Raw genomic sequence first — 16,741 nt, forward strand, 5'->3', positions numbered from 1 at the left:
CGTTACACGTCCGCCGCATCAAGGGCTTCGGCCAGCTCTTTTTCTAGGCCATAATAGCGAGCGCGATCCCAGAATTTCGGGCGCGCAATGCCGGTAGACCGGTGTTTTCCGATAATTTTGCCGTTTGCGTCCTCACCATCCATTTCGAAGACGATCAGGTCTTGGGTCACGATGACGTCGCCTTCTAGGCCAAGAACTTCAGTAATATGCGTAATCTTACGCGAACCATCGCGCAGACGTGCTGCCTGAATGACGACGTCGATTGAACCCACGATCATTTCGCGGATTGTCTTGGTGGGCAGAGAGAAGCCGCCCATGGTGATCATGCTTTCCATCCGCGATAGACCTTCGCGTGGGCTGTTGGCGTGCAACGTGCCCATCGAACCGTCGTGACCCGTGTTCATGGCTTGCAACAAGTCAAATGCTTCTGGGCCGCGGACTTCGCCGACGATGATGCGCTCTGGACGCATCCGCAGACAGTTTTTGACCAAGTCGCGCATGTGCACCGCACCTTGGCCTTCCAAGTTTGGTGGGCGGGTTTCAAGGCGCACAACATGGGGCTGTTGCAATTGCAATTCGGCAGCGTCTTCGCAGGTGATGACGCGTTCGTCTGGTGCGATATAGCCGGTCAAACAGTTCAGCAGCGTGGTTTTACCTGAACCTGTACCGCCTGAAATCAACACATTGCATCGGGCAGCGCCGATAATGCCCAGCACTTTGCCTGCCGGCTCAGAAATGGCGCCAAAACCGACCAAGTCCTTCATCCGCAATTTGTCTTTTTTGAACTTACGAATGGTGAGCGTAGGCCCGTCGAGTGCCAAGGGTGGCACAATCACGTTGACACGAGAGCCGTCTGGCAGACGCGCGTCGCAGATGGGTGAGCTTTCATCCACGCGGCGACCGACTTGGCTCACAATGCGTTGACAAATGTTCATCAGCTGTTGGTTGTCGCGGAAGCGGATTGGCGTTTTTGTCACCTTACCGCCAACTTCGATGAAGACGGCATTCGCCCCATTGACCATGATGTCGGCGATGTCGTCGCGCGCCAAAAGGGGCTCAAGCGGTCCGTAACCCAGCACGTCGTTGACAATGTCATTGAGCAATTGCTCTTGCTCAGCAACCGACACAATCACCTGTTTGATGGCGATGATCTCATTGACGATATCGCGGATCTCATCGCGGGCGGTGCGCTGATCTAATGCTGCCAATTGACCCAGGTCGATCGTCTCGATCAAGGCATTATAGACAGAGGCCTTAGTGCGATAATATTCCTCGGTCCGCCCATCATTGGAGGGGCTTGGCGGCGGGGCCGATTGCGTCGGCGCGCGAACAGCTTTTGCGACCCGTGCAGGATCTAAAGTCCCAGCTGGTGTTGCAGCTGCTGGTGCAGCCGCAGCACTTGGCGGCGGCGCTGCGGGCGCTGCTGCTGGCTTGGGGGGCTCAATGGGGGCAAACTTAGGGGGTGTTGCCTGTGCCGCCCCGTCTGCGCGTTTACCAAACATCCTATCCTCACTTAGCCGCTTTTGCGGGGATTAGTTTTGAGAGGAAGCTGGACTTGGCCTTCGGCTGCGGTGCACGACCCGTGAACAATTGAGCCAAGAAGTCCATGCCTTCAGCACATTTGCTGTTCGGGTTCACATCCGCCAACATTTGCCCATTATTGCTCGCAGTTCCGAACAATTGAGGATCATAGGGAAGAACCAGTGTTGGTTGAACGCCTAGGGCCTCGGCAAAGTCCTTGACAGGGATCTCAGGACGCTTTGCCACACCGACCATGTTCAAAATGACCTTTGGCGGCGTGTCATTCGGACGACCGACGCGGACCATGTCGAAGATATTCTTGGCATTGCGTAGGCCAGCCAAGTCTGGCTGTGCGACCACGACCACTTCATCGGCTGACAACAGCGTCTGACGCATCCATTTTGACCAGGTGTGGGGCAGGTCGAGAACGACATAAGGAACACCCCGACGCACCCCTTCAATGACGGTCTCATAAGCATCGGGCGAAATCTCGAACTCGCGTTCGAGAGAGGCGGGAGCCGTAAACAAGGTCAAATGATCGGTGTGGCGGGTCAACAAGCGATCGAGCAACACATCGTCGACCCGTTCGGGCTGTTCCAAGGCGTCGGCAATGCCTGTCGCAGGATCGGTGTTAAAATCAAGGCCGGTGGTTCCCCAGGACAAGTCGAGGTCAACCAATGTCGTATTCACCCGCGCGTGCTCGGCCATGCACCAGGCCACATTGTGCGCTATCGTAGACGATCCGGCACCACCCTTGGCTCCAACGAAGGCAATAGTGCGGCCCAAGAAGGGCTTGCTTGGATCGACATAGAGTCCAGAAATCGTTCGGATCAGCTGCAGCGGCTGCAGCGGCGGCACCAGATATTCCGAAACGCCACGGCGGATCAGCTCCCGATACAGACCAATATCGTTGGATTCCCCAATCAGAATCACCTTGACTCCGGGTTCGCAATACGAAGCCAACTCGTCCAATTGCTGGATCAATACGGCTGGGGGTGCCAAGCTTTCAACAATGATCAGGTTGGGCGAAGGCTGAGACTGGAAGAATTCAATAGCACCGGCCAAGCCGCCCATCGAAACTGTCACATGCGCCTTCGCGATGCGGCGATCCGTTGACGCCGATTGCAGCAGCTGGGCGGTATCTGGTCTCTCACAAAACACTTGGACAGAGATCCGGGGTACCGGCTGGTCGCCACCGCGAGCCAACTCGCCGACATACGTCTCTTCGAAAGCCGCAGCATCGAAATCACCCGGTGAAGCGGGCGCTGGAATGTTTTGGGCGTGGGATGGTTCCAAGAAATCTAAATCGGCGTCGAGCTCGAATGGCTCGTCAGCCGTTGCCAGTTCTTCCCACATGGGCTTGCGTTTTGCATTCCCAATCATTTGCCACCCCCACCTGCAACGGCACCACTCACCGCCGGGACACCGCCTTTGCGATGCATATCAATACCGTTTTGAATACGGGCCGCGTCACGCGTCCCCTCTTTGCGATCGCCCAATAGGTCACCGGGGTCCGCAACCATCGCTGCCAAATTGGCATTCTGCGCACAGCCAAATCGGTCCGGTGGAATATTTTCGGCGGTCTTACGTGGATCGAAAGCGGTCCAAGGTTCGCAAACGATCGGCTTGGTCTCATATCGTCCGAACGATATCAAAATCGGAGCGTTCGTTTGACCTTGAGCCTGATAGGGTCCCGCAGAAATTTTTGAAAAGTCGACGCCACCCAGAAAAAGGGCCCGTTGTACGTCCTGGGCGACTTGGGCGGCGCTTTGGCTATTGCTGGCGTTCGCCGGAACTGAGACAACGACATTGCCACGACCGAGGCGCACGTAATCTTGTGCGAATGATTTCAGCTCGGCCGCTTCTTGAACATTGATTCCAATCGCACCACTGGGCGCGGAGATGGCGATGCGCGCCTCCACTGGGATTGCTTCAGGAACAAAGGCATCGAGCACGGTGCGCTTAAGATGTGCTTGCTCCACCATATCGACTGGTGGCTCCTCTTTGGCGGCGCGGGCACCTCCACAGGCACCCAGCAGCATCAGCGCTGTCAAAGCGACCGCCGTGAGGGCGGCTTTGCTCGGCTGAGCGAATGAAGCATATTTCGCGACTTCTCTGGTCATCGGCTTCTTCCTGACTCTAATTCACAATATGGCCGATAGGGGCACGGTAACGTCCTTTTGGCAGGCCCTTGGAATCGGGCTTCACCATTCTATTCATCCGACCCAGCAGCAAAGCAGCTGCGTCGCTGGCGGGGGCATAGCCATCGCCTGGGGTCTGAAGTTCATCCATCGTCGTCGATTTCACGATGTAAGGCGTGACAATAATGACGAGTTCTGTCTCGTTGCTTTGGAAATCGCGTGACCTGAACAAATTCCCGAGGACAGGCAGGTCCTTGAGGCCCGGCAGGCCTTCAATCGATTGGCGCGTCGCTTGTTGAATCAGGCCTGCCATCACCATTGAACGGCCGGATGGCAACTCCATGGTGTTTTCTGCGCGCCGAACCGAGACGCCTGGGATCGACAGACCGCGAATGGTGTCGGTCACGTTACCGGCCGCATCCCGGATCAAAGTATCTGCCTGACGGAATGAAGCCGCCGTCGAAATCTCAGAAACTTCGGTTGAAATCTTCAGCGAGATTCGATCTGGGCTCAAAATGATTGGCGTGAAGCCTAAGCCGACGCCAAAAGGTTTGAATTCGACCGAAACACGATTGCCTTCTTGCGCGGTTGGAACGGGGAACTCACCACCGGCCAAAAATTTAGCGGGCTCGCCAGAAGTAGCGGTCAAATTTGGCTCCGCTAATGTTCGGGCCAGACCTACACGCTCAAGCGCTTGAATGTTGCTGTCGGTGCGTTCGCCAGTCACCAATTCACCGGGGCCGTAGGTGACTTTGGTGATGTTTGTTGTCGGGTCAAAGGTAGAACTATAGCCCCCGGCACCGGCGTATTGGCTAGGGTCTCTTAGAGCTGATTTGGCATCGTCAAACGTATTAGAAACCGGACGAATGAAGTTCCGCGCCCAACTGGAGTCAAGCGTGGTTCCGCCCAAGAAGGCACCGTTAACAGAGAAACCATTGGCCGTGGCAAACTTGATGCCCCAGTCCTTTGGCAGCAACTGGTTTAAGATGTTGGACGACGACAGGTTCATACCCAATTGCTTGATGACGGACCGCTGCATTTCCACAATGCGCACCCGCAACATGACCTGATCGCCCGAAAGGACGTTCATCATGTTTAGAACTTTATCCGTGCCGCCGGCATATTGGCCCGATATCCGCAAGACTTGGTCTGCGGCCAAGCCATTCGGCACATCCCCAGTTAAGATGATCGACTCATTGACGCTGTCGACGACGACGCGGGCTTCGGGCACCAGTCGCTGGATCAACGCAGTTAGTTCTGAGGTGTCGCGGGCTACGCGGATCTCAAGCGCTAGAATCTGGCGTCCTTGTGCGTCGAGGAAGAAAACATTCGTTTCGCCGATTTTCGTGCCTAACAAAAACCCGCGTTTGCTCGTCCGCATCACGGCGTCAGCAATCTCCGGATCGGCAACCACAACATCTCTGGCTTCAACTGGGAGGTCGACAATTGCCGATTTGCCGAGAGCTAAAGTGAGGCGTTGAGTGGTAGAATGTTGTGGTGTGGCCTTGCCGGTGGTTGCTTGGCCAACTTGTGCCAGCGCAACATTAGGTAGAGCCGCCGCGCTGAGCGCCAAGCATGAAACAGCTGCAATAAAAGATTTCACGGTTTGGGTTTGCTGCATTACTGCCCCCCCCGATACACTTTAACGGTCGTTGGTATCGCCTGTGATGCTTGCTGAACGTTTGGCGATGGGGAAGGCGGCTTTGGATCGCCTGACATTGCTATACTACCTTGGTTCATGACGTCTCTGGTTGGAGCCGCAAAGGTGGCCCCACCTGCATCGGCGTAACCGCGTAATGTGACGGAAAGATCGCCCAATTTATGCGCCAATCGAAGCTTCTCGGCATCGGCTGCGGACAGTTCAACCGTTGCAATCCCGCCTGGCAAGGTCGTTTTATCCTTATCTTGCGTAATCGCTTGGTCGATCGCTAGGATCCGAACATTCTCTAGAATTGCAGACGAAATGACTCTCGACACCGACTGGCCGTTGGATGAGAATTGGACCTCTCGCGTCAAGAGGATGTCCACGCGATCATTGGGTAAAACAAAGCCCGCCACCGCCGTTTCAGGGCTGATTGGAAACGAAACGGCCCGCATGCCGGGCGTTAGCAGAGCTGCCATGGCCCCGGTCGTCGCTTCAACATCGACAATCTTGCTAGCCAAAACTGGCTCGCCCTTCACCATGGCTTGGCGAACAATGCCATTGCTAAATTCTTCAATCGCTTTGGGGTTCTTGGATTGCAGAAAGAATCCAGGCGTCGATGCGCTTGTTGGCGTGTAAGCTTCCCAGCCTAAAGAGGATGGCGAGATGCGTTCGCCCACGACCATGTCGCGCTTGGCTACCAAAACATTGACGGTCTCTGCCTTGACTTCGGTGGCGGCAACAGGCTGCGCAACCTGCGGATTCGCGGACTGCGTGCGCATCCAAATGAAGGCTCCACCTGCGACTAGCATAGCACCGCCAATGATCGAGATTTGCCGAATATTCACGCTATGCATCTCCCACTCGGGGTTCCAACTCGGAGTTTTTCCTGTCAGACCCTTAGAGAATCACCCAAATCCAAAATGATTTACGGGACGACCATGCGTAAATATGTTCTAAGAAGAGGTTAACGGTGCGACTTCTTTGGTTCAAGAAGTACGAATAATTAGCACAATTTTAAGTTAAATGTTGGGAAACCACAGGGTATAGGGTGTTGCAAGTATTGCCCCGATTCCTAAAGCCACACCGTAGGGAACGGCGGCAGACTTTCGCAGCAATCGCCTCGCCCATCGCGGATTTCTGGGTAAGCCAAAGTGGCGCGCCAATTGTCTACTGACGATCAAAGTGATGACCAAGACACCACCGGCAATCGCAGTATACAGAATGAAGGGCATCATCGCAGCTGGACCAAGCCAAAGCGCAGCTGCACCGGTAAGTTTTGCATCGCCGCCACCATAGACACCGACTAAAAACATGGCGAGGGCAATTAGCGTAGTCAGCAAGCCAACACCGATATGTGCTGCCAGATCATTCAGGCCAAGGCCCATCGGCAGAGCGAAAGCCAAAAAACCACCGGCTATCAGCATGTTAAGTTTGTTTGTAATCAGAAAGGTCCGGACATCGCCAATGGCTGCCCAGATCATGGCGCCCGAAAAGGCAACCAAGCCGGCTCCAGCCGCCAAAGTGTCAGGTCCAAGTGTCATCTGTATTGTCTACCATGGGACCGCTAAGCCAAAGTAAATACTACTGTCGGCACGCCGCCGGAATCCAAGCCAAAAAAAAAGGCGCTTGGTTCGAAAACCAAGCGCCAATTTTAACAGACAAAGCCCGTATTAACGACCGATCGAGGTACCGATGGTGTTGAAGCGGTTGCTCATGTTGTTGCCCAAGGTGCCCAACGAGGTGATCAGAACAACAGCGATCAAAGCTGCGATCAGACCGTATTCGATAGCGGTTGCACCGGACTCATTATTGCGGATTTTCGAGAAAAGCTTTTTCATTTTTAGGTTCCCATTCTACATGCGACCGGGTGGTTGAAGTCTTGAATGCTTCTAATTCCCTGTGTCCTGCTTGTTCTAGCGAAGACTCATAAACATGACGTAAACTGAAACGTAAAAATTGATCAGACATGCCCTTTTATCGGCACAATTGCGGCAGACCATTTTTAAGTTATTGTTTTTAAATGATATTTTTCTACTTTGTTCTGACAAAATTTCTGCAACTTCCTACATTCGATAGAATTAGAGACGAATTCCAAAGTAATATATTACCGATTCAGGCAAAGCGTTAAACCAAAGTAACAAATGTAGCTGGTCATTCTTCTTCGATTACCGCCGAAACGGCTCCTTTTGATTAGGGGGCGACTGCGTCCTAAGTACCTTATATATTATACATACGTGCGAGGTGAGGTTTTTCCGAACGTCCGGCGACCCTAAAAGCCACCCGAGAGCGGACTGCACTCGTTAATGGCTGGTTTACAGGTGAGCGCTAATGAAAGATCCAGCACGGAGTTTTGTCATGACCAATTTAGTTAAACCATTGGCCTCGATCGCCTGCGCTTTCGTCGCTTTGGCAGCAGGCACAGCTGGGGCTCAAACCTTTCAATTGGAAGTCGACCAAACACAACCGCTCCGATTTCAAAGACCGGTCACTGGCGTTGTTGTGGGTAATGCCAATATCGCAGATGTGATCGTGCATGATGCACGCGTTCTTTTTGTGGTAGGAAAGTCACAAGGCACCACGGAGATTACGGCCGTGGATGCTGCAGGCAACACCGTATTCTCTGGTACCATTCAAGTGCGCCCGTCCAATGTGCGTGACATGATTACCATCCAACGTGGAAAAGAGATTTCCACCGCGATCTGTCAGGATCGATGCATTCCTAATGTTCATTCAGAGGGCACAGCCCAAGGCAATGCGCCAGCGATTGCGGCGATCAATGCGCGATCCGGCTTTGCTGCAGGGTCTGGATCGCGCCAATAAAGCGTGAATCGTCGTTAATAAATAAAATTTTCAACTCCAATTTAAGCAGGCCGAAAGGCCCTATGTGCTTAGTATGGACGCGTTGAAGGAGTCGACGATGTCTGCATTGCTCTCACTTATGGTAAAGCGTTTACGCAATCGTCGTGCGAAGCAGGGCAAGCGGGGCACTGCTGCCGTTGAATTTGCCATGGTCGCCACCCCGTTTATCTTCATGTTGTTCGGTATCTTCGAAACCATGATGATCTTTTTCGTGCAGACGACACTTGAAGCGGCCGTCTCCGAAGAAGCGCGCAAGATTCGCACCGGTCAGGCCCAATCGCTCGCAACACCGATTACCAAAGACCAATTCAAAGCCAATGTCTGTGCCCGCATGATGGGTTTAGGTGATTGCAGCACGCGTTTATTCGTTCAAGTCCAGAACCAGCCCGTTTCTGGAACGCTCCCGACCCCATGGGCAGACGGTACGCTCACCCCAGGTTCGGCAGCAGACGAGCCTTATGAAACAACGGCCGCAAACGCGATTGTGGTGGTTCGTGGTTATTATGTTTGGCCTTTGCTAACGCCGGGCATTTCCAATGCTATGCGGAATTTCTCCGATACTTCTCCAGGCGGGACACTTGGTAACTATAACCGCATCATTGCCGCAACATCGGCGTTCCGTAACGAACCGTTTAATTGAGGTTATTTGTGATGTCTGTGCGAACCTCGCTAAAAAACCGGCTGAACTACCTTTACGAAACTGCGCACAAGCGCGGCGCGCAGCGTGGTGTCTCGGCGGTTGAATTTGCGCTGATTGCGCCTCTGATGATTTTGATGCTGTTTGGCGCGTCTGAGGTGAGCCAAGCGGTCAGTGTTGATCGGAAGGTGACGCTCGCCGCTTCGACTTTAGGTGACCTAGCAGCACAAACAGACCGTGTGAGCTGTACCGACCTTGCCCAAATTGCCAACGTCACCCGCAGTGTGTTCCAACCCTATACGGCCACGACGCCGTCTCTAGTTGTTGCCTCGGTCGCACTTGTTAGCAGCGTCCCCAAGGTGGAGTGGAGCCAGGAGATCGATGGAACTGGCAGCTGCGCAAACGTGAACAACAGCCACAGCTTAAAGGTCGGCAACACGGTTGTGGTCGACACGGGCTTGTTCGCGGCCAACGGCGGTGTCGTTGTAGGGGAAGTAACCCTTCAATACACATCGCTAGGTACCTCATTTTTGTCTAACACAACGACATTGCGCGAACGCTTCTATTTCCGGCCCCGCAAATCCGCCAAGCTGTGCCTGACAGGGGTTACGACGCCGGGTTGTTAAAGCAAGGCTTTTTGGCCTCAAGTCACTTTAGCGCCGCCCGAAGTGCAGCATAAAGCGTAGGCTCTGATTCAAGCCCCCGTTTATTAAGCGTGTGGATAGGTCGAACTCCGACCAGCGCATTGGTCAGACAGGCCGCTTGGCAGGTCTCGAGAGCTGCAACATGGATTCGGCTCTCGATAACGAGTCCTGCACGAACCAAACGACCCCGCACGATCCCGGGTAGGGCGCCATCTTCCAGCGGCGGCGTGCGCCAAATACCGTCTTGTTGGATCAAAATGTTGGCGCTGGTAGCACATGCGATGGATTCATCAGGCCCGCGCATCAAGCCGTCGTCCGCGCCCAAAGCTTGGGCCGCGTTCAGAGCAATAATGTTATCGACATAGGACAAGGTTTTAAATCGCGCCGAGGGCGCGCCCGATGACCGATAAATATCGACAACATGAACCGCAACGGCTGGAAACTCGGTCGATACCGTCGCAATCGTTGCCAATACATTGGACAAAGACTTGTCCGGGACCTTCAGGCCACGGGGGCCGACTCCGCGAGTCACCGTAAGGCGCAGTGCCGCTGGCCTCTGGCCACTTGCAGCAGCTAAGGCCAAAAGGCCTTGTTCGATCTCTGCAATATTAAACGGAATATCCAGTCCCAACGCGCTCGCGCCATGGCCCAAACGGGCCATGTGGTCCTCAAAGAAACGGATCTCTTGCCCAGTCCAGAGAAGTGTCTCAAACAGACCGTCGCCCAACGTAAAGCCGCGGTCGGCCGGGTCAATGCGCACATCGGCTATCTTGATCAAATCGCCATTGTGCCAACACAGATCGCCAAGAGGGGGGCTTGTCACAAGACGTCTCCACCATGTGCTGCGATGCGCAGCGCGCGCGCTTTCACTAGGATTTCCTCATACTCTTGAGACGGATCGCTGTCGGCAACAATGCCAGCCCCGGCGCGGGCGTCGATGTGCCAGCGATCCCCCTGTTTGCGGCATGCAGCAGTGCGGATCAACACATTGGAATCGGCAGAACCGTCAAACCCCACTCGGATCATCGAGCCGCACCAAGGGCCGCGCGGCTCCCCTTCTAATTCGCTGATGATCTCCATGGCGCGCACCTTGGGAGCGCCCGTGATGGAGCCGGGCGGGAAAGAACTGCGCAAGGCATCAAAAAAGCTAAGCCCAGGCTTTTGTTGACCCCTAACTTCGGACACCAAATGATGCACGGTTGAAAAGCTCTCCAGATCGCATAAGCGCGGCACTTTAACACTTCCTGCTCCACAGACACGCGCGATGTCATTACGCATCAAATCGACAATCATTAGATTTTCAGCCCGATCCTTCTGGCTGGCCAGCAACCTTTGGGCGCTTTGGGCGTCTTGCACGGGATCTTTATGGCGCGAGGCCGTGCCCTTAATCGGCCGGGTCTCCAGATTGCCAGACGCCGTTCGTGAGATGAAACGCTCGGGCGAATGCGAGGCAACAATTTTGTCCCCTAAGCACAAGTAGGCAGCAAATGGCGAAGGATGGCGACCCATTAAGCGGCTAAACAAGTCCAATGGCGTATCGCTGGGCTCTAGCTGACCTGAAAATCGCGCTGAGATGTTCGCCTGAAAGATATCCCCTGCTTGAATATAGTTGATGGCCTGTGCGATCTGACTTTCAACAAGCGTCCGCGGCTGGCTCGGACTCAGTGCTAAATCGGTTGGGGCTTCTACCGCGCGCAGTCGCAGGGGTTGGGCGGCTTCAATCTGATCCGAGAGGCCTTGAGCCCGCTGTTCGGCCAGCGCTGGGCTTAGCTGCCCGGAGTCTGTGAGACCCCAAGATAACACCCAAGCCCGCTGGTTCTCCGCGTCAAAGACCGCCAGCGTATCATACAGTCCCAACCAAACATCAGGCCAAGCATCGGGCCAAGTTTTTGTGTCGGTTTCGGGTAGGGCTTCAAAGGCGTGGCCGAGCTCATACCCCAATAGGCCCGCCCAGCCGCCTTGAAATGGGCCTAAGTTGGGATGCAGCGTCATGCGAGGTGCCGTTAATGCCTCGTGCAGGCCGGCAAAGGGGTCGCCCTGCATACTGCGATGCCAGACGTGGGTTCGCACGGGCTTTGCCATAACATAGGACCAGCGCGACAAGGCATGCGCACCGCCTCCGATAAATCCAAGGCAGCCTTCTTCATGCCCAAAACAGGCCAGCGCCTGCAGCGGGAGCTGCCAGGAAAGGGGGCGAACAAATGGGTGCATCACGCGTGCGTCTTTAAAGCAATTTCAAGCGACCGTCCGAAATCTAGTAGGTTCCGCTTTCAAGGCGAGGTGGTTGTTTCACAAAAAGCATCAAGAAGAGGCCACCAACGAGTAGAATACCCGTTGATGCCAAGCCAATTTGTTGGCTTTGAAACGCTTTTGTGAAGACGCCAACCAGCATTGGACCCATCCAAACAGTCGCCGATCCCGCTAACGAGTAGAGGCCAAAGAACTCGCCCTCCATGCCTTTCGGGGCAAGGCGGGCCATCAGGGTGCGCGACGAGGCATAGGCAGCCGTGATGGAAATGGCGATGACAATGGCTCCACACACGAAAACCACTTCCGGCAACGTGGTGAACATGGGGGCGTTCCAGATTGGCGTGTCGGGGACGACATCCATCCAAAACACATGGGTTTTGGACTGCGAGGTCAGGATCAAAAGGCAGATCAAGGTTACGCCGATTTCTAAAATGATCGACCATTTTGCCCCAATCCGCGCATCAACCCGGCCCGCGACCAAACCGCCAAACACCGCGAAAATCGACAAAATCACGCCATAGGCCGACATTTCCAATAGGTCCCAGCCGAATACACCTGCCGCTGTCACGCCTGCGACAATCAGGATCGCGGTTTTGCCATCGACATAGAGCATGCGCGCAATCAGATAGAGGCCTGCATTGCGGTCGACGCGGAACAGTCGACCAACGGCCTTAAACATGCCGACCACTCCATCAATCGCTGCCTTAGAGGGCTTAATGCCAGAGGCTTGTTTGTCGCGTGAAAAGAAGAACAAAGGCAAAGCCGCGATGGCAAACCAAATCGCCGTCATGGGTGCCACGATGCGGCTCGTCTCGTGTGTTTCGGGGTTAAGGCCAAACAAGGGCTGACTTGGCACAAAGCTCCAATCAACCCGTCCTGGAAACGCTAAGCCCCAGAGCACAAAGATCAGAAAAACGACAGAAGCCAAATTACCTAGTGCCAATCCTAAACCGGATGCGTGTGGCAAAGTCGCAGGGGTAGAGGCTGTGGGCAGCATCGCATTGTGCAGGACTTCACTATAGGCAAACATGACGCCAAGGGCTGTGGTCAATGCGCCGATCATGACAATCGATAGCCCGCCTTGGCCTGCTGGTAGCGCCCACCACAAACTGAATATTGCTACCACCATGGCGCAGGTCACGGCGGCCAAAATCGGCTTGCGGTTACCAAATCGGTCGGCAATGGCCCCAAGGAAGGGCCCGGTCAGCGCGACGATGATCCCGGCCAATGTGTGCCAGCTCGCGATTGTTGCTTGGCCAACAACCGGGTCAGAAAAAACCGTAGTGGCGATATAGGGCGCTAAAATATAGATGGTGCACAAAATGACATAAGGGTTTCGCCCGGCCTCAAAGCAGGCCCAAGACAGGGCAGAGCGGTCTAGTTTTTCTTCTGTTGCGGCTGAATTTGTCGCGGTTTGGCTGCTTGTTTCAGTCACAGGAACTTCCTTCAGCGCCACCATGGCGACCCACCTTGTCCTTAAGCGTCACGCATCATGTCCTGCTTAAGCCAAGCGGTAAAGGGCAGGCATAGGGCGAACCCGCTGCAGCCAGATCTTTCTCATCCAACCCTTTACTTTGATCCGCCCCCCCGCCATTTAGCGAGCCAGATCAATAATCCAGATGGGAGCTGCAGCGATGAGCTATGTTCTAATCCATAATCCGGGCTGCGGCTCGTCGAAAAAGGGCCTTGAAGTACTGGAGGCTGCCGGCATTCAACCGGACATCCGCCGCTATATGTTGGTCGCAGAACGCTTAAGCGTCGATGAGCTTAAAGAAATTGCCCGCAAGATGGGCGGTGTCTCGCCCCGCGCCTTCATGCGGGATAAGGATGCCGCAGATGCGGGCCTTGCAACCGACGCCAGTGATGCAGATGTTTTTGCTGCCATGGCCAAAAACCCCAAGCTGATCCAGCGCCCAATTGGCATTAATGGCGAGAAGGCTGTTCTGGGTCGTCCAAATTCCGCTCTTCTGACCATTGTTTAAGATGTGCGCCGCCCTGCGCGGGGAGTTAAGGAGCGAATGCTCATTCTGGCAGTAGATACAGCGCTCAACGCCTGTTCGGTGGCAATCCTGCGTTCCGGCGAGGTTTTGCTCTCCCGCGTTGAGCCTATGGCGAAAGGTCAGGCAGAGCGGCTGGCCCCAATGACCCGTGAAGTTTTGGCCGAAGCCGGGGTGGAGCCGGCGGCACTAGACCGGATTGCCGTGACACGCGGCCCCGGCGCGTTTACGGGCCTTCGCATTGGCCTTGCCTTTGCGCGTGGTCTGGCCGTGGCCCTCGATCGTCCCTGCGTTGGGATTTCAACGCTGGAGGTTCTGGCCCATGGAGCTTCGGCCCTTCGGACCGTAGCCGCGATTGAAGTAGCTGGTAGTCTTTTTGTTGGGGCTTGGGAGGGCCGCGCCTGCAGGCTGGAGCCCTGTCGCCAGAGCGCGGAAGATGTGCTTGCGAGGCTCGATGGAGACTGGACCTTGACGGGTCCCGGTGCGCAAACACTGGCACGGCTTCGTCCAGATTGGCCGATGGCAGCACAAGATTTGCCCGACCCAGTTGTCTTGGCGCAATTGGCACAACACCTTGATCCGCATTTGAATCCCCCAGCCCCCCTTTATTTGCGGGGCCATGAAGCCAAGCTTCCTGGTGGCATATCCTTGGAAGTTGATTCCTTATGACTTTGCGACGCGGCCAAGTTGGTGATGGCGCGGCGCTCGCTCGCGTCCACCAGGCTGCTTTCGACCATCCTTGGTCCGAGGGCGATTTTTCCGCTCATCTAACTTCTGATCTGGTGTGGGTGATTGGCCAACCCATTTCGGGCTTCTTACTGATCCGAGCGATTGGGGATGAGGCCGAGATTTTGACCCTTGCGGTCGACCCAGCCGCACGGCGGAACGGTTATGCGAGCAGCCTTTTGGCCGCTTCAAAGCAAGAGTTGGCAGGCCTCGGTGTTATGCGGCTTATCTTAGAAGTCGCCGCCGACAATCTGCCTGCTGTGTCGCTCTATGAGCGGGAAGGTTTTTTGCCTTTCGGTGTACGCAAAGCCTATTATCGTCGCGATACGGGTCCAAATATGGACGCGCAGCTCTTTTCTTGTGCGTTGCCTGCTGCACATTGATGTCAAAGCGCTAGACGAAACAGCGCAAACCTCGCATATCTTAACCATGACGGACGGAACCAACATGCCTGATCGCATTGAAGCCCTTTGCGTGGAAAAAGGTCTGCGAATGACGGAGCAGCGCCGGATAATCGCGCGCACTTTGTCGGAAGCAAAGGATCACCCAGATGTGGAGGAATTGCACCGCCGTGCCGCTGCGGTGGATAAGGGCATTTCTATCGCAACCGTTTACCGTACCGTGCGCTTGTTTGAAGAAAGTGGCATTTTAGAGCGCCACGATTTTCGTGATGGCCGCTCTCGCTATGAAGAGGCAGGTGCCGATCATCATGACCATCTAATCGATATGAAGACCGGACGCGTGTTGGAGTTTGTTGACCCAGAGATCGAGCGTCTTCAACAAGAAATTGCCCGCCGTTTGGGTTATCGTTTGATAGATCACCGGCTAGAGCTTTATGGCGTCCCGCTTGAGGATACCTGATAAATTGGCCCCTTCTGTAGTGGCCTTTTCCGTCTGAGTTCATCATCCCCAAAAAATAAAGGCTAACCCGATGTTCAAAAAGCGACTGATGTCACTGATGCTGATCTCCTGTGCCGCCCTCATGGCGTGTCAGCCTGCTGGCGCGAACCAAGACAAGTCTGTGATGGACGGGGTGGACGGCAAAGCCGCTGAAGCTCCTTTGGATGCCAATGGGCTGGAAGCCAAGGAATTTCTTGAAAAGAACAAGAACGCGCCCGGTGTGATCACCACCGCTTCCGGCCTGCAATATGCGGTTATCGCAAAGGGCCCTGAGACCGGCCCGAAGCCAGCCGTGGATTCCATGGTGCAGGTGAATTACGAGGGTAAGCTCCTGAATGGCGAAGTTTTTGATAGCTCGTTTGCACGGGGTGAAGCGGCAGAGTTTCAAGTCGGCAATTTGATCCCGGCGTGGGTTGAGGCCCTGCAGATGATGCGCCCTGGTGATGAATGGACGATTTGGGTCCCGCCCGCCATTGGCTATGGGGCCGAGGGTGGTGGCCCTATCCCGCCGAACTCGCTTTTGATCTTCCGCATGAAGCTGGAAAAGATTGTCGGAGGCCCAGAGTCTGACGCTGGTATCCAGGCTGAAAAGGGTGCGACGCGCTGATTTTTGGACGCGCCAATGCTCTGCTGAGGAAGCCTGCGCCAATGCTGGTGACAAAGCGGCTTCCTCAGCCTATAAGGCTTCCAACAGATCGACTTTGATCGCTTGAGGCGGTCAAAGCGGCTCCGGGTCACCGGGGCCGCTTTTTGTTTGTTCTGAAACCTGCCGACCTCGCTGGAGGGATGGCGCAACAGATTGAGACCCACGTGCGCACAACGTCGCCTTATGAAGACAAACTCTTGGCCCTGATTGAGCCGGCTGCCCGCGACTTGGGTTATGAGATTGTGCGCGTGCGTTTGATGGGATCGCGCCGCAAGACTTTTCAGATCATGGCCGAGCGCCCTGACGGCCGCATGTCCTCGGGCGATTGCGAAAAGCTGTCGCGCGGCCTGAGCCCGCTTTTGGAGGCCGAGGACCCGATTGAAAGCGAATATGCGCTGGAAGTTTCGTCCCCCGGTATTGATCGTCCATTGACCCGCTTTGTCGACTTTGACCGCTGGATCGGCTGGGAAGCCAAGCTGGAACTGGATCGGGGCATTGAAGGCCGCAAGCGCTTTTCCGGCGAATTGGCCGGCACCGAAGACAACAACATTTGCATCAATCTCGAAGGTGAAGAGGACACAGCCCTCATCCCCTTTGAATGGATCGCCAGCGCCCGCTTGGTGCTGACGGACGATTTGATCCGTGAATCCTTGCGCCGCCGCGGAGCAGACGAAGACGAACTCGAGCAACTGGAGAAAGCACTGGACGATGATCAGGTGGAGTTTGTCACCGATGATGTCCTGCCAGATGCGGACCCAGACCTAACCTAATCAGC

Annotated in this window: 19 protein-coding genes; 9 read left to right on the plus strand and 10 right to left on the minus strand. The window is 55.1% G+C overall.

What is annotated here, in order from left to right; translation table 11 throughout:
* Positions 1-2: 2 nt before the first annotated feature.
* From ACOVRA_RS06135 to ACOVRA_RS06165, 7 genes are all read right to left on the minus strand, one after another.
* Positions 3-1,502, minus strand: coding sequence for a CpaF family protein (locus ACOVRA_RS06135; RefSeq protein ID WP_421719519.1), 1,500 nt, complete (start codon positions 1,500-1,502; stop codon positions 3-5).
* A 7-nt stretch (positions 1,503-1,509) separates the two neighbouring features.
* Positions 1,510-2,904, minus strand: coding sequence for an AAA family ATPase (locus ACOVRA_RS06140; RefSeq protein WP_290803275.1), 1,395 nt, complete (start codon positions 2,902-2,904; stop codon positions 1,510-1,512).
* Positions 2,901-3,644 (minus strand): CpaD family pilus assembly lipoprotein, encoded by a 744-nt coding sequence (locus ACOVRA_RS06145; RefSeq protein ID WP_421719520.1) that lies wholly within the window; start codon positions 3,642-3,644, stop codon positions 2,901-2,903. Before ACOVRA_RS06145 ends, ACOVRA_RS06140 begins: the two co-directional genes overlap by 4 nt.
* Before the next feature lie 16 nt (positions 3,645-3,660).
* Entirely contained in the window at positions 3,661-5,283 is a 1,623-nt protein-coding gene (locus ACOVRA_RS06150; RefSeq protein ID WP_421719521.1) for a type II and III secretion system protein family protein, read from the minus strand.
* A complete protein-coding gene (cpaB, locus tag ACOVRA_RS06155; protein WP_421719522.1) occupies positions 5,283-6,152 on the minus strand; it encodes a Flp pilus assembly protein CpaB in 870 nt (289 codons plus the stop codon). The genes ACOVRA_RS06150 and cpaB overlap by 1 nt, the downstream gene beginning before the upstream one ends.
* A gap of 174 nt (positions 6,153-6,326) precedes the next feature.
* Positions 6,327-6,848: an A24 family peptidase gene (locus ACOVRA_RS06160; protein ID WP_421719523.1), complete on the minus strand. Its 522-nt coding sequence runs from the start codon at positions 6,846-6,848 to the stop codon at positions 6,327-6,329.
* A 129-nt stretch (positions 6,849-6,977) separates the two neighbouring features.
* On the minus strand, positions 6,978-7,145 hold the full coding sequence (locus ACOVRA_RS06165) for a Flp family type IVb pilin (RefSeq protein WP_290803289.1): 168 nt from the start codon (positions 7,143-7,145) through the stop codon (positions 6,978-6,980).
* Positions 7,146-7,662: 517 nt separating this feature from the next.
* On the opposite strand from ACOVRA_RS06165, the gene ACOVRA_RS06170 reads away from it, so the two are divergent.
* From ACOVRA_RS06170 to ACOVRA_RS06180, 3 genes are all read left to right on the plus strand, one after another.
* Positions 7,663-8,127, plus strand: a complete 465-nt coding sequence (locus tag ACOVRA_RS06170; protein ID WP_290803292.1) for a pilus assembly protein N-terminal domain-containing protein — start codon at positions 7,663-7,665, stop codon at positions 8,125-8,127.
* 97 nt (positions 8,128-8,224) lie between these two features.
* Positions 8,225-8,806: a TadE/TadG family type IV pilus assembly protein gene (locus ACOVRA_RS06175; protein ID WP_421719524.1), complete on the plus strand. Its 582-nt coding sequence runs from the start codon at positions 8,225-8,227 to the stop codon at positions 8,804-8,806.
* A gap of 11 nt (positions 8,807-8,817) precedes the next feature.
* The gene (locus ACOVRA_RS06180; protein ID WP_421719525.1) at positions 8,818-9,429 is read left to right on the plus strand and encodes a TadE/TadG family type IV pilus assembly protein; all 612 of its coding nucleotides are present in this window, start codon (positions 8,818-8,820) and stop codon (positions 9,427-9,429) included.
* Positions 9,430-9,451: 22 nt separating this feature from the next.
* Here ACOVRA_RS06180 and ACOVRA_RS06185 read toward each other — a convergent pair whose 3' ends face one another.
* The 3 genes from ACOVRA_RS06185 to ACOVRA_RS06195 are packed head-to-tail and all read right to left on the minus strand — an operon-like array spanning position 9,452 to position 13,132.
* Entirely contained in the window at positions 9,452-10,270 is an 819-nt protein-coding gene (locus ACOVRA_RS06185; RefSeq protein WP_421719526.1) for an aminotransferase class IV, read from the minus strand.
* The gene (locus tag ACOVRA_RS06190) at positions 10,267-11,658 is read right to left on the minus strand and encodes an anthranilate synthase component I family protein (RefSeq protein ID WP_421719556.1); all 1,392 of its coding nucleotides are present in this window, start codon (positions 11,656-11,658) and stop codon (positions 10,267-10,269) included. Before ACOVRA_RS06190 ends, ACOVRA_RS06185 begins: the two co-directional genes overlap by 4 nt.
* Positions 11,659-11,701: 43 nt before the next feature.
* On the minus strand, positions 11,702-13,132 hold the full coding sequence (locus ACOVRA_RS06195) for an MFS transporter (RefSeq protein WP_421719527.1): 1,431 nt from the start codon (positions 13,130-13,132) through the stop codon (positions 11,702-11,704).
* Positions 13,133-13,331: 199 nt separating this feature from the next.
* On the opposite strand from ACOVRA_RS06195, the gene ACOVRA_RS06200 reads away from it, so the two are divergent.
* The 6 genes from ACOVRA_RS06200 (at position 13,332) to rimP (ending at position 16,736) form a co-directional block, all read left to right on the plus strand.
* On the plus strand, positions 13,332-13,679 hold the full coding sequence (locus tag ACOVRA_RS06200) for an ArsC/Spx/MgsR family protein (RefSeq protein WP_421719528.1): 348 nt from the start codon (positions 13,332-13,334) through the stop codon (positions 13,677-13,679).
* Positions 13,680-13,715: 36 nt separating this feature from the next.
* A complete protein-coding gene (tsaB, locus tag ACOVRA_RS06205) occupies positions 13,716-14,363 on the plus strand; it encodes a tRNA (adenosine(37)-N6)-threonylcarbamoyltransferase complex dimerization subunit type 1 TsaB (protein WP_421719529.1) in 648 nt (215 codons plus the stop codon).
* Positions 14,360-14,803: a GNAT family N-acetyltransferase gene (locus tag ACOVRA_RS06210; protein WP_421719530.1), complete on the plus strand. Its 444-nt coding sequence runs from the start codon at positions 14,360-14,362 to the stop codon at positions 14,801-14,803. Before tsaB ends, ACOVRA_RS06210 begins: the two co-directional genes overlap by 4 nt.
* A 64-nt stretch (positions 14,804-14,867) precedes the next feature.
* The gene (locus ACOVRA_RS06215) at positions 14,868-15,281 is read left to right on the plus strand and encodes a Fur family transcriptional regulator (protein ID WP_290803325.1); all 414 of its coding nucleotides are present in this window, start codon (positions 14,868-14,870) and stop codon (positions 15,279-15,281) included.
* Positions 15,282-15,369: 88 nt separating this feature from the next.
* Positions 15,370-15,927, plus strand: coding sequence for an FKBP-type peptidyl-prolyl cis-trans isomerase (locus ACOVRA_RS06220; protein WP_421719531.1), 558 nt, complete (start codon positions 15,370-15,372; stop codon positions 15,925-15,927).
* A gap of 143 nt (positions 15,928-16,070) precedes the next feature.
* On the plus strand, positions 16,071-16,736 hold the full coding sequence (gene rimP / locus ACOVRA_RS06225) for a ribosome maturation factor RimP (RefSeq protein ID WP_421719532.1): 666 nt from the start codon (positions 16,071-16,073) through the stop codon (positions 16,734-16,736).
* Positions 16,737-16,741: the final 5 nt, after the last annotated feature.

This window comes from Aquidulcibacter sp. (genome assembly GCF_049239865.1).
Taxonomy (GTDB): domain Bacteria; phylum Pseudomonadota; class Alphaproteobacteria; order Caulobacterales; family Aquidulcibacteraceae; genus Aquidulcibacter.